General features: G+C 69.2%; 13 protein-coding genes. 6 read left to right on the top strand and 7 right to left on the bottom strand.

Features of this window, described 5'->3' with window-relative positions; all coding sequences use genetic code 11:
- Window positions 1-41 precede the first annotated feature (41 nt).
- Window positions 42-3,848, top strand: coding sequence for a S8 family serine peptidase (locus ACFYRH_RS36470; RefSeq protein ID WP_387784684.1), 3,807 nt, complete (start codon window positions 42-44; stop codon window positions 3,846-3,848).
- A 39-nt stretch (window positions 3,849-3,887) separates the two neighbouring features.
- Here the strand turns inward: ACFYRH_RS36470 and ACFYRH_RS36465 are convergent, their stop codons facing one another.
- Window positions 3,888-4,838, bottom strand: a complete 951-nt coding sequence (locus ACFYRH_RS36465; protein WP_387784683.1) for a hypothetical protein — start codon at window positions 4,836-4,838, stop codon at window positions 3,888-3,890.
- 71 nt (window positions 4,839-4,909) lie between these two features.
- Entirely contained in the window at window positions 4,910-6,472 is a 1,563-nt protein-coding gene (locus ACFYRH_RS36460) for an amidohydrolase family protein (RefSeq protein WP_387784681.1), read from the bottom strand.
- Window positions 6,473-6,552: 80 nt separating this feature from the next.
- Here ACFYRH_RS36460 and ACFYRH_RS36455 point away from each other — a divergent pair, with 80 nt between their 5' ends.
- The 3 genes from ACFYRH_RS36455 to ACFYRH_RS36445 are packed head-to-tail and all read left to right on the top strand — an operon-like array spanning window position 6,553 to window position 9,341.
- Entirely contained in the window at window positions 6,553-7,329 is a 777-nt protein-coding gene (locus tag ACFYRH_RS36455) for a uracil-DNA glycosylase family protein (protein ID WP_387784679.1), read from the top strand.
- A gap of 31 nt (window positions 7,330-7,360) precedes the next feature.
- Window positions 7,361-8,230 (top strand): exodeoxyribonuclease III, encoded by an 870-nt coding sequence (locus ACFYRH_RS36450; RefSeq protein WP_387784677.1) that lies wholly within the window; start codon window positions 7,361-7,363, stop codon window positions 8,228-8,230.
- A gap of 1 nt (window position 8,231) precedes the next feature.
- The gene (locus tag ACFYRH_RS36445; RefSeq protein ID WP_387784676.1) at window positions 8,232-9,341 is read left to right on the top strand and encodes a hypothetical protein; all 1,110 of its coding nucleotides are present in this window, start codon (window positions 8,232-8,234) and stop codon (window positions 9,339-9,341) included.
- On the opposite strand, the gene ACFYRH_RS36440 is transcribed toward ACFYRH_RS36445, so the two are convergent.
- Window positions 9,334-9,834, bottom strand: a complete 501-nt coding sequence (locus ACFYRH_RS36440) for a DinB family protein (protein ID WP_387784674.1) — start codon at window positions 9,832-9,834, stop codon at window positions 9,334-9,336. The genes ACFYRH_RS36445 and ACFYRH_RS36440 overlap by 8 nt on opposite strands.
- A 49-nt stretch (window positions 9,835-9,883) precedes the next feature.
- On the opposite strand from ACFYRH_RS36440, the gene ACFYRH_RS36435 reads away from it, so the two are divergent.
- Window positions 9,884-10,915, top strand: a complete 1,032-nt coding sequence (locus ACFYRH_RS36435; RefSeq protein WP_387784672.1) for an aldo/keto reductase — start codon at window positions 9,884-9,886, stop codon at window positions 10,913-10,915.
- A gap of 4 nt (window positions 10,916-10,919) precedes the next feature.
- Here ACFYRH_RS36435 and ACFYRH_RS36430 read toward each other — a convergent pair whose 3' ends face one another.
- Complete coding sequence (locus tag ACFYRH_RS36430; RefSeq protein WP_387784670.1) at window positions 10,920-11,507, bottom strand: hypothetical protein; 588 nt, start codon at window positions 11,505-11,507, stop codon at window positions 10,920-10,922.
- Between the two features lie 25 nt (window positions 11,508-11,532).
- Here ACFYRH_RS36430 and ACFYRH_RS36425 point away from each other — a divergent pair, with 25 nt between their 5' ends.
- Window positions 11,533-12,258, top strand: a complete 726-nt coding sequence (locus tag ACFYRH_RS36425; protein WP_387784668.1) for a DUF5995 family protein — start codon at window positions 11,533-11,535, stop codon at window positions 12,256-12,258.
- On the opposite strand, the gene ACFYRH_RS36420 is transcribed toward ACFYRH_RS36425, so the two are convergent.
- The 3 genes from ACFYRH_RS36420 to ACFYRH_RS36410 are packed head-to-tail and all read right to left on the bottom strand — an operon-like array spanning window position 12,255 to window position 14,162.
- Window positions 12,255-12,959: a M50 family metallopeptidase gene (locus ACFYRH_RS36420; protein ID WP_387784667.1), complete on the bottom strand. Its 705-nt coding sequence runs from the start codon at window positions 12,957-12,959 to the stop codon at window positions 12,255-12,257. The genes ACFYRH_RS36425 and ACFYRH_RS36420 overlap by 4 nt on opposite strands.
- A 31-nt stretch (window positions 12,960-12,990) precedes the next feature.
- Window positions 12,991-13,500, bottom strand: a complete 510-nt coding sequence (locus ACFYRH_RS36415; protein WP_387784665.1) for a hypothetical protein — start codon at window positions 13,498-13,500, stop codon at window positions 12,991-12,993.
- A gap of 26 nt (window positions 13,501-13,526) precedes the next feature.
- Window positions 13,527-14,162, bottom strand: coding sequence for a hypothetical protein (locus tag ACFYRH_RS36410; protein ID WP_387784664.1), 636 nt, complete (start codon window positions 14,160-14,162; stop codon window positions 13,527-13,529).
- Between the last annotated feature and the right edge of the window lie 126 nt (window positions 14,163-14,288).

The following is a 14,288-nucleotide window of genomic DNA, read 5'->3' as shown; positions in this document are numbered from 1 at the left end:
CGCCACCGGAAAGGAATCCGGCAAGAAGGAGGGCCAGCCAGATGGCAACCAGAAGATCGATGCTGCTCGGCGTCGCGCTCGCCGCCACCCTCGTGGTGCCGGGAACCGCGATCGCCGCCGCCGAGCCACCGACCCCCGCCACCGCACCGACCCTCGGCGCCGCACCGACCCCCGCCGCCGCGGCGACCCCCGGCGCCGCACCCGCCGGCGTCACACCGACCGCGGCCGCAGTGACCCCCGCCGCCACGGCACAGTCGCAGCAACCCGCGTCCAGGGTCACGTTGGTGACCGGCGACGTCGCCACGCTGACGACGTCCGGCGGGAAGCCGTCGGTCGCGGTGACCCCGCACGCCGGCTCGGCGGGCAACTTCCGCAGCTACGCGGTCGGCAAGGACATCTACGTGATCCCGGCGGAGGCCGAGCCGATGATCGCGTCCGGAAAGCTCGACCGGCAGTTGTTCAACGTCACCGGACTCGTCGCGCAGGGGTACGACGACGCGCACAGCGGCTCGATCCCGCTGATCGTCCGGTACGCCGGTCGCGCCCCCGCCGCACGCGGCGTCGCCCCGACCGCGCCCGTCGGCACCCGGGTGAAGCGTGGTTTGCCGAGCATCAGCGGCGCGGCGCTGACCGCGGACAAGACGAAGACCGCCGCGTTCTGGGACTCGGTGGCGCCGGGCGCCAAGACCACGCTGGCCGGCGGTATCGACCACGTCTGGCTGGACACCAAGATGCACGCCCTGCTGGACAAGAGCGTCCCGCAGATCGGCGCGCCCGACGCCTGGCAGGCCGGGTACGACGGCACCGGCGTCAAGGTCGCGATCCTGGACACCGGTGTCGACCTGAACCACCCGGACCTCGCCGGCAAGATCGCCGCCAGCCAGAGCTTCGTCCCGGGCCAGTCCGTCCAGGACGGCCACGGCCACGGCACCCATGTCGCCTCGACGGTCGCCGGCAGCGGCGCGGCGTCGGGCGGCAAGTACAAAGGCGTCGCGCCAGGCGCCGAACTGGTCATCGGCAAGGTCCTCTCGAACGAGGGCAGCGGCGCCGAGTCCGACATCCTCGCCGGCATGGACTGGGCCGCGCACTCCGGCGCCAAGGTCGTGTCGATGAGCCTGGGTGGACCGGCCCGCCCGAAGGAGGAGGACCCGCTGGTCGACGCCGTCGACACCCTGACCGCGCAGACCGGCGTCCTGTTCACGATCGCGGCCGGCAACTCGGGCCCCGCCGACTCGACGGTCGGCTCGCCAGGTGACGCGCAGTCCGCGCTGACGGTCGGCGCTGTCGACCACGCCGACGCGGTCACGTACTTCTCCAGCCGCGGCCCGCTCGCCGACGGCGGCCTCAAGCCCGAGATCACCGCGCCCGGCTCGGAGATCGTCGCCGCCCGCGCGGCCGGCACCGCCATGGGCCACCCGGTGGATGCCAACTACACCGCGGCCAGCGGTACGTCGATGGCGACTCCGCACGTCGCCGGCGCCGCCGCGATCCTGGCGGAGGAACACCCGGACTGGACGCCCGCCCAGCTGAAGAACCAGCTGGTCAGCACCTCGAAGACCACCGCCGACACCTCGGTCTACCTGCAGGGTGCCGGGCGGGTCGACGTCAGCCGCGCGTTCAAGCAGACCGTGTCCGCAGATGGTGTCGTCGACTTCGGGATGCGTCCGTTCGGCTCGTCCGACCCGGACGTCAAGCAGCTCACCTACACCAACAACGGCGACGAGGCGGTCACGCTCGCGCTGGCCTGGAAGTCAGCTGGTACGGCGGTCCCGGCCGGAGCCCTGCAGCTCGGTGCGGACTCCGTCACGGTCCCGGCGCACGGCACCGCCGGCGTACTGGTGACGCTGACCGGTGGCACGATGCCCACCGGCTCGTACGGCGAGCACGTGGTCGCGACGTCCGCAGACGGCAAGACCGTCGTGACGACGGCCGTCGGCTTCGTGCAGGACGTGGAGCGGTTCAACGTCACGATCAACGTGAACGACCGCGACGAGAACGCACCCGCGTCGTCGTACGGCACGGTCTACGTGTTCGACCTCAAGAACCCGAAGCCGGCCGACATGTACTACTTCCCGGGTACCGACGGCACGGTGAAGCTCAGCCTGCCGCGTGGTGAGTACGCCTTCGAGTCGATGACCTATCGGTTCACTCCCGACTACATGCAGGTCCGCGAGACCGTGTACGGCGCGGAGTCCGGCGTCGTACTCGACCAGGACCGCGCGCTCACCTTCGACGGCACCAAGGCGCACCAGGTTGGCCTGCAGACGCCGAATCCGAGTCAGACCAACCAGGTCCGGATGAGCCTGTCGTTCCTCAGCAACGACAAACCCCTGCGGTACGAGCTGCAGTCCGACGCACCCGGCTACACGAAGCTCTGGGCGATTCCGTCCACCGGTAAGAAGGAGTTGCTCGAGCACCGGCTGCACTTCTCGACCAGCGCACCGGAGCTGTCGACTCAGGTGATCGGCCGAAGCGTCTACAGCCTCGCACCGGAGTACATCGACGGCTGGGCGGGCTCCGCCCGCATCGACGGCACGCACCTGCTCCGAGTGGTCAACACTGGCACAGGTCGACCAGAGGACTTCGCTGGTACGCCGGTCCGCGGCAACGTGGCCCTGGTCAAGCGGAGTGATGCCGTCTCGATCAACCAGGTCATCACGAACGCAGCGGCGGCAGGTGCCGGCGTGGTCGTCATCTACAGCGACACACCTGGCGACTGGGGGGCGATGGTCCTCAAGACCACGCCGACCGCGATTCCGGCGCTGACACTGTCGGGCGAGCAGGGAGCCAAGCTCGCCGGACTGGCGGCTCGTGGCACCACCAAACTGCTCTTCCGCGGTACTGCGGTGCCGGCGTACACCTACGAGGTACTCAAGACCCAGCAGGGCATCTCCATGGCACAGCGGTACCGCGTCGACCCGCGGGAGCTGGCGACCGTCGACAGCAGCTTCTATTCGGCGACGCCGGCCGCGCCGGGTGCCTACGCGCGGATGCTGCTGTCGGACCAGCAGACGTTCATCGTGATGACGCTGAAGCGGACGACCATGCCGCGGAAGCTGACCGAATACGTCAGTGCCGGTCTGCGGACGTTCGAGCTGATGTCGCCGTCAGGTATCTGGGAGCCGATGGGCGGTGCCGTGCAGACCGTCCCGCGGGTTCTCAAGCCCGGTCAGCGCACCAGCCAGGCGTGGAACAAGCCGGTGGTTCGCTCTGCCATCACACCGAACCACCCCGACGGCGCCGTACGCGTCGGTGAGCTCGGTGGGATGGACGTGACCGCATTGCTGGACGAGAACCCCAGCCAGTGGGTCGGTCTGCCGAGCAGCCTGGAGCAGAAGAAGACGACCGTGTATCGCGACGGTCAGCTGCTCGGGTCGGCGCCCGCCAGTTCGGTGTCGTGGCCGATGGTGCCGCAGCAGGCGACGTACAAGGTGGTGCTCGACGTCAGCAAGCAGCAGGTAACGTCGAACAAGATCAACACCGCCTGGACGTTCGTCTCCGCACACACCGACCGCAGCCTGCTACCGGTGATGTCGATCGACTACGACCTGAACGTTGCCGTCGACAGCAGTGTGCGAGCGGGCCAGGCGGTCCCCGTCGGCCTGAGCTTCCGGTACCCGAAGGGGCTGGCCGCTCCGAAGCTCAAGGACGTCAAGCTGTCGGCCTCGTACGACGACGGCGCGACCTGGACGCCCGTCGCGGTGACCACGTCCGGGGGAGCGACCGCAAGCGGAGTCGTGAAGGCGCCGCGGACGACCAACGGATTCGTCGCGCTGAAGGTCGAAGCCACCGACGCTGACGGCACCGCGGTCGAGCAGACCGTCACGCGGGCGTACGTAGTGCGGTGATCCGTTAGGGGTGCCCTCACCCGGGGGCACCCCTTGCGGTCACGGCGCGATCAGGCCGGAGCGGGCGGCGTACCAGGCCAGCTGCATGCGGCTGTCGGTGCCGGACAGTTCCATCAGTCGCCGGATGCGGCGCTGGACAGTCCGCTCGCTGGTGCCGAGCCGGCCGGCTGCTGTCTTGTCCGGCATCCCGGACAGCAGGTAGGTCAGCAGCTTGATGTCGAAGTCGTCCCAGGCCGGACCGCCCTCGACCAGGCTCGCGGCGCTCAGCCGGAGCGGCGTCGCGACCTGCCAGACGCGCTCGAACAGGTCCACCAGCAGGCGGACCAGCGACTGACCACGCACGAGCAGGAAGCCGGGTTCGATCCCGGTCTGGTCCGGCAGCATCGGCAGCAGCACGATCGTCCGGTCCATGATGATCATCTTGCTCGGCAGTTCGTTGACGATCCGGATCTGGTAGCCGCCGTCCAGGAACCGGCTGATCTCGGCCGGTGTCCGCGGATCGTCGAGAGCGGCCCGCTCGTACACGTACCGGTACGACGGCACCTCGGTGGTGACCTCGAGATCGCCGTCCAGCACGTACGGCGGCTTGAAGAACGCGAGCAGTTCGTGTTTGGCACCCCGCTCGATGTTGTCCACCCAGGTGGCGAGCTCCTCCGGCGTCGTGAGCGCCTCCACCTCACTCATCGTCGACGCCGCGCCGGTGCGGTACACGTCGACCAGTTCGGTCAGCCGGTGCTGCACCTGCTGCAGCGTCGTCTGGTGCTGAACGATCAGCGTCCCGAGCCCGACGTCTGGAGGTACGGCGTTGTGCCGGCCCGCCTCGTCACCGGTCACCAACCCGAGCCCGGCGAGCCTGGCGAGGGCGTCGGTCACGGCCTCGGACGGTAACTGCACAGCCGCCGTCAGATCAGCGATGGTCGCGCGGCGCCGGCGGAGCAGCTCCACGTAGACCAGCTCGTCCTGCTGACCTATTCCGAGACCATGCAGCATTCGCCCACCCCTGCCTTCACGACGTTGTCGCTGGACGCTACATCGGCCGGCGGGGGTTGCGACGTGTTGTCTCAGGCGTAGGCGCGGAGTCCGCTCAGGAGCCCGCCATGGAAGGGGTTGGCGTCGACCGCGTCGAACCAGGCGGTGCCGGTGGTGAGGGGTTCGAGTGGCGGGATGACGACCGGAATCGGGGTGGCGGCGGCCGGACCGCGGCGGCGGAGTTCGTCGTCGAGTTCGGGCGCCGGCATGTCGGGCAGGAGAACGAAGGAGCCGGGCTGCGAGGCGGCAGCCGCGAAGCCGTCCGCGCTCCCGTCGAGGTCCGGGGTGAAGGCAGCGGGGAACGCGGCGGCGAGTCTTGCGAAGGTGGCGTTGACGCGCGCCGATGCGCCCGGTGGATCGGCGCGGACCTCTTCCAGGTCGGCGACGACGGCGTCCCAGGTGATGTTCGGGTCGCCGTAGTCGATCTCGCGGGCGAGCCTGCCGACCTTGATCGGGGTGGCCGACGGTGCGAGCGACTTCATCAACGAGTGCACGCCGTAGCGGGCCTTGCCGCCGATGACGACCAGGCGGACGTCGGACTCGGTCGCTGAGATGATGCTCCGATAGACGTCCGCGTCGGTGCGACGCAGTACGAGGAGGTCGGCGAGGGCCCCGGTCTCCAAACGACCGACGGGACGCGGCCAGACCTCGGTCAACGCGTCGCCCGGGTTCGAGGTCACCATCCGCACGAGTTCTTCGTCGGTGAAGACCGATTCCGCCTGATTCCACAGGTCCGCGACCTTCAGCTCCCACAACACATTCCTGGTCCCCGACGGACCCCAGTCGGACCCGAGGCACAGGCGCACACCGGTGGCCTGCGCGGTTTTCACGTCCGCGGTCGCTCCGTACAACCACAGGTTCGAGAACGGCGACCACACCAGCGTCGAATTCCCGGCCTTCATCGTCGCGAAGTCGTCGGCATTCAGCGCGGCACCGTGAATCGCCACGAGTTGCGGCGTCACCACGCCCACATCGGCGAGCAACCGGAACTCCGCGCGCAGTTTCGGGTCCGATCCTTCCGCGGAGTGCGCGATGAATCCTCGCCCGGCCGCGACGGCCGCGACATAAGGCGCCAGCGCATCCTTGCTGTCGGCAACCAGCGTGCTGACCCGGATGAAATCCTCGGGCGTCCCGAGTTTCTCGGAGTCGACGTTCCGGATCAGTTCGTTGTCCGGCGGTACGGCGCCGCGCGGGTTCCCCTGGATGGACGTCGTGCCGCCGACGATCGCGCGCGTCTCGACGTACCGGAGGAGGGCTCGGCCCGCGGCCGCTCCGAGGAGACGGGCCGGTTGGCTGATCTGCGTGCTGTACGTCGGCGCGCGTCCCCACTGGTTGTGCGACGTCCACGGAACGAGGCGCGAAGGCTCCGTCCACAACGGCAGGCTGTTGTACATCAAATGATTGTGTAGATCGATCAGTCCGGGACAGATCAATCCACCCGCGCGGATTCGCGGCGCGTTCTCGAATCCCGGCGGTACGGCGTCCAGCGGGGTGACCGCCGCGATCAATCCGTCGTCGCCGACATACACCGCAGCACCCGGGAGAACCTCCCCGCCCGGCCGCATCGTGACCACGGTTCCACGCAGTACAAACATGGCTTTGCCTCCCGTAGAATTCCCGGTGCCGCCCCTGGTCACGAGCGTAAGGTCACGGATCGTCGAGGGGGAGGACTTCGATGGCCGATTTCGATCCCGGACCGCCGGCCACTGTCGCGCGGCACTTCGCGAAAGTTCCGAGTTACGCGGAGTTGCGGGATTTGTTCTGGTACGACTGGGGCCCGGTGTTCTACCGCGGCCGGCTGAACCGCAGCGCCCGGCTGCTGGCGATCGCGTCCGACCCCGGACCGACCGAACGCATCGCCGGCCGGACGCTCGTGGGCGACGCCGGTCAACGGGTGCAGGGCTTCCTGACGAAGCTCGGGCTGACGCGCAGCTACGCGCTCGTCAACGCCTACTCCTACGCACTCATCCCGGCGCGCGCCCAGCAGGCGGCACCGTTGCTCTCCAGACCCGATCAACTGACCTGGCGCAACACCTTGCTGGAGTTGATCACCGGCCCGGAGTTGCAGGCGATCGTGGCGTTCGGCGTCCAGGCACGCTCAGCTGTCGAGCTGTGGACGAGCAAGCCGAACGTGCCGGTGTTCGAGGTGCCGCATCCGTCGAGTCACAAGCCGAAGATTCTGATCGACAGCTGGCGTGCCGCCATCATCGAGTTGCGCACGATCGTGACGCCGGACCCGGACGGTGACGCCACGGTGCCCAACTACGGCCCGAAGTTCCTCGAGACCGACTACGCACCGATCCCGCCGCGCGACCTGCCGTTCGGCGTACCTTCGTGGCTCGGTGACGACGCGTGGGGACGCCATGACAAACCGCGGCACAACAACAGCGTCGACCGGCCGGACACCGACGTCCTGAACACACTGGTGTGGCGCGCGCCCAAGCTCGGCTGAAATGGTCCCCGGCGGGGGCTACCTTGGTCGGATGCGAGTGGCGACGTGGAATGTGAACTCGGTCAAGCAGCGGATGCCGCGGTTGCTCGACTGGCTCGACGAGCGGCAGCCGGATGTCGTCTGCCTGCAGGAGACCAAGCTCGCCGACGCCGCGTTCACCACGCTGCTCGGCGACGAGCTGACCGGCCGCGGCTATGAGTTCGGCCTGTCCGGCGAACCGCAGTGGAACGGGGTCGCCCTGCTCTCGAAGGTCGGCCTCGAGGACGTGGTGACCGGCGTGGCCGGCGCGCCCGGCTTCCCGAACCCGGAGGCCCGAGCGGTCGCCGCGACCTGTGGCGGCATCCGGATCCATTCGCTCTACGTGCCGAACGGCCGCACCCCCGACTCCGACCACTACCACTACAAGCTCGCCTGGCTCGCGGCGCTGACGAAGGTTGTCGCCGACGGACCGGCCGACCAGATCGTCTGCGGTGACATGAACATCGCCCCGACCGACGCCGACGTCTTCGACCCGGCGGCGTACGTCGGTCAGACGCACGTGACCCCGCCGGAACGGCAGGCGCTGGCGGATCTGATGGCCGCGAAGGGCCTGCACGACGTGGTCCGCGACCGCTGGCCGGACGATCGTGTCTTCAGCTACTGGGACTACCGCGCCGGCATGTTCCACCAGGACCTCGGCATGCGTATCGACCTGATGCTGGCGACCGATGCGGTGGCCGAGCGGGTCAAGGCCGCCTGGATCGACCGGAAGGCGCGCAAGGGCACCGGACCGAGTGACCACGCGCCGGTGATGGTCGATCTCGACACCGCGCCGGACGGTGACATCGGCCCGATGGTGCCACCGCCGTCCGCGCCGCGGACCGGGCGGAAGAAGACGACCAAGCTCCCGCAGAGCCGCTGACATGTTCCGCCGCACTGCGATCGCGATCCTCGTGCTCGCGACCCTCGCCGCCTGCAGTGACGACGACAAGCCGCAAACGGTCGCGTGGACCAAGGTCGACACCCCGGCCGAGCCGGTCACCCTGACCGCGCACGACGACCAGCTGCTGATCGGCCTGCGCCATCGCGGCGCCAAGGTCGTCCCCGAGCTGCAGCTCCTCGACGGCACCGGTAAGCGCACGTCGATCACGGTCAAACCCAACCCGGCCAGTCCGTACGCGTTCGAAGCCATCTGGTACTCGATCGCGTACGACGGCAAGCAGCTCCTCGCGCTCGGTGGCGCCGCCGGTGGCGCGCACTCCAACACCCGCTGGACGGTCTGGAGCGGCACCCCACAGACCGGTCTGATCGAACGCCCGCAGGACTTCTTCACGTTCGGCGGGCAAACCGCCGGCGATCTCTACAGCGCCGTCATCACACCGAGCGGCCGCGCGTTGCTCGGCTCGTGGGGCGGTGTGCAGACCGGCAACGACGCGATGGTCTGGCTGCCCGTCGGCGACAAGTGGACCCGGCAGGACCCGACCAAGACCGTCCTGCAGAGTACGCCGTCCCTCCTCGTCGGCCCCGGTTTCGGTACGACGCTCGGCGAGCGCATCGTGATCGTCGGCTCGCAGGTGCGGCTCGCGCCCAACGTGGTCGCCCAGGAGGCCGCCGTCTGGCGCTCCACCGAACTCAACTCGGGCTGGACCCGGATCGTCCTGCCCGAGCCGGGCAACCGCAGCCAGGCCAACACCGCGACCTGCGCCACGGACTGCCTGATCTCGGGCTACGTCGACGGCCAGCTCGCGATGTGGCAGCTCGACGCCTCCGGGACGGCGAAGCGCCTGCACGGCCTGCCGGCGGTCCCGGTGGGGGACAAGGACAAACTGCCGCCGCCGGTGCGCGACGGCGACACGATCGTCCAGGTCGTTGCCCAGGGCAACAAGGTGAAGGTGATCAGCGGTCAGGACGGTCACTGGACCGTCCGGGACTCACAGGGGCCGGAGGGGTCGCCGACGGCCGCCGTCCTGCTGCCGGGCCACAAGCTCTACCTGATCGCCGGCACGTCCCTCTGGCAGACCACGCTCAGCTGAGCAGACCCTTCACGTACGCCGCCTGGCCGGAGTGCTGCGCGCAGTCGTCGATGACGCTGACCAGGCGCACGCCGAGCGTGACCGGCGGGGTCCACCGGCGGTCGACGATCCGGTCCAGGCCCTCGTCGGTCACCGTGCGCAGGAATTCAGCGGTCCGCGCGTGCACGGCGTCGTAGTACCCGAGGAGTTGGTCTGCGGAGAGCTTGACCTGCGCGACCTGCTCCGACGTGTGCGCGTAGCCGGTGTCGGCCGCGTCCAGTGGCAGCGCGAGCCGCTCGTACCACCCGTCGGCTGTGTACACCTGCTCGTACCCACCGGCGTCCGCGAGGTGGTCGTCCTGGACCCGGGTCAGGTGCCAGACCAGCCACGCGATGGAGTTGGCGGAGTCACCCGGCCGGGTCGCGAGCGTCTTGTCGTCGAGCCCCTCCACGACGTCGTGCAGGACCTCCTGGATCCGGCTGTGTGCGTCGATCAGCAGTTCACTCGTCTTCATGACAGCCACCGTAGTCTGCCCTGGAGACAGTTCTGAGAAGGGACCAATGGTGGAATATCGCACTCTCGGCGCGAGCGGCGCCGTCGTCTCGACGTACGCGCTCGGCACCATGACGTTCGGCAACGAGACCGACGAGGCCGGCTCGCACGCGCAACTGGACCGGTACGTCGAGGCCGGCGGCAACTTCGTCGACACCGCGGACGTGTACTCGGCCGGCGTCTCCGAGGAGATCGTCGGCCGCTGGCTGGCGAAGAGCTCGGCGCGCGACGACGTCGTCCTCGCGACCAAGGGCCGGTTCCCGACCGGCGACGGCCCGAACGATGTCGGCACCTCCCGCCGGCACCTGCGACGCGCGCTCGACGCGTCGCTGCAACGCCTCGGCGTCGACCACGTCGACCTGTACCAGCTGCACGCGTGGGACCCGGTCACCCCACTCGAGGAGACCCTCAGCTTCCTCGAGGACGCCGTCCGCTCCGGCAAGATCGGGTACGGCGGCCTGTCGAACTTCACCGGATGGCAGCTGCAGAAGGCCTGTGACCTGATCGCGCACCGCGGTTGGTCGCGGCTCGTCACGCTGCAGCCGCAGTACAACCTGCTGGTCCGCGAGATCGAGTGGGAGATCGTCCCGGCCGCGCAGGAGAACGGGCTCGGCCTGCTGCCGTGGTCGCCGCTCGGTGGCGGCTGGCTGACCGGCAAGTACTCGTTCGAGGACGAGCCGACCGGCAGTACGCGGCTCGGCGAGAACCCGGACCGTGGCGTCGAGTCGTGGTACCGGCGCAGTACGAACCAGCGGGTCCAGGACGTCGTCGACGCGGTCCGGGAGATCGCCGAGGCGCGGGGCATCTCGATGGCGCAGGTCGCGCTTGCCTGGCTGGTCGACCGCCCGGCGATCACGTCGGTGATCCTCGGTGCCCGGACGCTCGAGCAACTCGACGACAACCTGGCCGCGGCCGACCTGCACCTGACCGCGGACGAGACCGCGAAGCTCGACGCGGCGAGCGACCCGGGGGCGGCGGACTACCCGTACGGCGGCCCGGGTGTCGCGCAGCGCGGCCGCCCGATCACTGGCGGGCGTTCGTAAGGGGCTAGAGCTCTACGGCGGCGCGGAGGGCGGTGTACGACGCGACCAGGGCGCGTCGTTCGGCCGCGAGCAGCGGGTCGTCGCGGTGGCAGCCGGCCTCGACCCAGCGGTCCGACAGGTTCATCGCGTCGACCCGTTTCTGCGCGGCCGGCTCGAGCGCGTCGCGGCGGGCGCAGAACACGTACGCATACAGGTCGACGAGCGCGGACACCAGTTCCGGTTCGGTGACCTCGGTCGAGTGCTGGTGCGCTCGGTGAACGCGCCACCACTCGACCTCCAGGCGGGCCGCCTCGACCGGCTCGAAGGCCAGCGCGCCGGACAGCAGGACGAGTTCGTAGAAGCGGCGCATGTAGGCGCGCGCGGCGTCCGGCTGGTTGTCGGGATACGGTGACCACACCTGGTTCGCCCGGAGTACACACCAGGCTCCGAGGAGTGTTCGATGTGGCGGCATGCCGAAGCCGGCCGACACCATGCCGACGGCGGCTGTGAGGAACGTGCGCCATTCATGGCGGTAGTACGCGGCCCAGGCATCGGCTTCACGGTTGCCGACGAGCACCGGGTCGAAGGACAGTGGTCCTGATCTGGCGTACATGATCCCTCCCCCCTGCGGAGATCCGATGAAAGATGGTAATCCGATCGCAGACGTGGTGGCGCGGATGCGGCTGCGCCTCGGCGAGCTGCCGCCCGGCCTCGAGCACCGCAGGTACTTCCTCGGGACCTATCTGCGGACCACCGAGGCGGTCGGCCGGGCGATCGACCAGGGCCGGTTCGAGGACCCGGACTGGGTCGAGGTCTGGGACGTGAAGTTCGCCGAGCTGTACCTGCAGGCTCATGACGGGGAGCGGGTGGCGCGGCCGTGGCGGCTGGCGTTCGACGCGCCGGAGAACCTGCCGCCGCTGGTGCACGTGCTGCTCGGGATCAACGCACATGTGAACTACGACCTGCCGCAGGCGTTGCTCGCGGTGATCAGCGACGACGACTTCCTGGACCGGCACCTGATGGACCGTCGCCGGCGTGACCACGAGCGGATCGACGGTGTGCTGTCGGAGCGGGTAGGGGCCGAGGACGACGAACTCGCGGCGACCGGTGCGCGCAGTCTGGTCGATCGCGCCCTGACGCCGTTCAACCGGCTGGCCTCACAACGTTTCCTGCGCGAGGCGCGGCAGAAGGTCTGGCACAACACGACGGAGCTGCAGCAGGCGCGCCTCGACGGAACCTACGAGAAGCGGCTGGCCGAGTTGGAGGTGCTGAGCGCAGCGAAGGTGGCTGACCTGCTGCGGCCCGGGCAAGTACTGCTACGGCTCGCTGTCACCGGTTTCGGCGTCATGCTGCCGCCTGCCTAGCTAGGCAGTACGCCGGACCACACGACGCCGACCGCCAAGCAGGCGAGTGTCACCAGCCCGAACACGCCGACCCACATCAATGCCGGTACGCCGGTCAGACGGCGCAACTGGTCGGCGTCCGACGTACGGCCCTGGCCGCGGCGGCGTGAGTGCTGAAGCTCGATGACGGCTCGCGGTGCGGCGAGCAGCAGGAACCACGTCAGCAGGTGCGCGAACGCGGACTGCACCGACGGCGACCCCCACCACGACACGCCGAAGACCACGGCACCGAACACGAGCACCGACCACAGGCCGTACAGGTTGCGGATCTGCAGCAGCAGGATCACCAATGCGAGCAGCAGTCCCCAGAGCAGCGCAACGGCGTACCCGCGGCTCAGGACGAACGCGGCGGCGAGGCCGAACAGGGCGGGTCCGGGATAACCGGCGAGCAGTACGGCGATCATGCCCGCGCCGGTCGGGCGTCCACGGGACACCGTCACGCCGGACGTGTCCGAGTGCAGGCGGATCCCGGCCAGCTTCCGTCCGACCAACGCGGCGATCAGACCGTGCGCGCCTTCGTGCGCGATCGTCACGACCTGCCGCGTGAACTGCCAGAACGGGCGCCATGCGATCAGCAGCAGTGCGACCACACCGGTCCCGATCACCAACCGCAGGGACGGCTCGGGCTGGACGGACGTGACGCTGTCCCAGAACTCACTCACCCGCCCATCCTTGCAGGCGGGTGGTCAACCCTCAGGGGAACGGGACGTGCACGGTCACCCGTTCCCGGAGTTGCTCGCTGATCAGCCACAGCTCCTTGGTCGCCGGCCAGTAGGACAGGTTCTCGGTGTTCTTCGGTGCTTGCGTCCAGCTCGTCGTCGACTCGCCGCCGATGCCACGGTGCAGACAGCTCGGGTAGTCGACGCCGTCCCCGATGTTCCCGGCGTACTCCGGACACACGCCGGAGATCACGAAGTTGTTGTCGTACGAGACAGCACCCTGCATACCCCACACGGGTGAGTCGAAGGCCTCGACCGCATGGACGACACCGTCGACGCCCGCGCGGGGCAGGCCGGTCGATTCGTCGAGCGGCCACCGCACGATGCGCCCGCCGCCGCGCTCGGTGTGCTCGGCCGCGACGAACGAGCCCGTCCCACCGTGGTCGATCCCGAGCGACGCGAAGCACGGCTTGGTCCCGCTCGTGTTCGCACAGCCGCCGCCGGCGTACCAGTAGGCGCCGATCTGGGGGCGAAAGCGTGCCAAAAGCGCGTGATACTTGCCGTCGGCACCTAGTGTCCTGAGTCGGTTGAGGTGTCGGTGCGCCAGATGTGCCGCAGGTCGAACACGCGCAGTACGGATCCGCTGGTGGCCACCACCAGCAGGTTCCCCGACCAGAACAGCCCGTGGCCGTGGCCGGCGATCGCCTGGAAGTCCCCGTCCGCGGTCGGCTCGACGAGCAGCACATGCCGGTATTTGTTCGTCACCAGGTCGAGGAACGAGACCCGGATCGCCGTGTCGTCGGTGTTGTGCCAGCTCGCGACCGCGACCCGCCGCGCGCCACCGGCCGGCTGCGCGTCGCCGGAGCCACTCACCCCTTGCGGGATCCACACGTTCTCGTCGTCGTCCTCGCCGTCCTGCCAGCAGAACCCCTGGGGATTCAGGGCGGCGTTCAGGTACGTCGGATGGCACAGTGCCCGCCCGGTCCGGTTGGACGCCGCGAGCACTTCGGTGACGCCGACCGGCGCGAGTTGAGGTTTCGTCTCGAGCTGCGCGACCCGTTCGCCGTACGTCGTGAACGTGTCGCCGGAGACCAGTTGGAAGCCGGTCGCGTCGATGCGTGGGAACGCGGCCGCGGCCTGCGCGGACGGCGCGGGAAGAACGCCGATCAGGAGGGCGGCCGTTAACAACAAACGACTGATCCGCATGTCTTCGAGAGTGATTGACGCCTGGGGTGGATGTCCTGGTGGAACGGCGTGGCGGGCCGTTGACATCGTTCGGGGCGCGGACGACCGTGGAGGGATTCGTGGGCCGGGGAGGGTCCGCCGCCGTTG

The organism is Kribbella sp. NPDC004875 (assembly GCF_042873375.1).
GTDB lineage: Bacteria > Actinomycetota > Actinomycetes > Propionibacteriales > Kribbellaceae > Kribbella.
The sequence above is the reverse complement of the archived record's forward strand: the minus strand, read 5'-3'. Positions and strand labels throughout refer to the sequence as shown.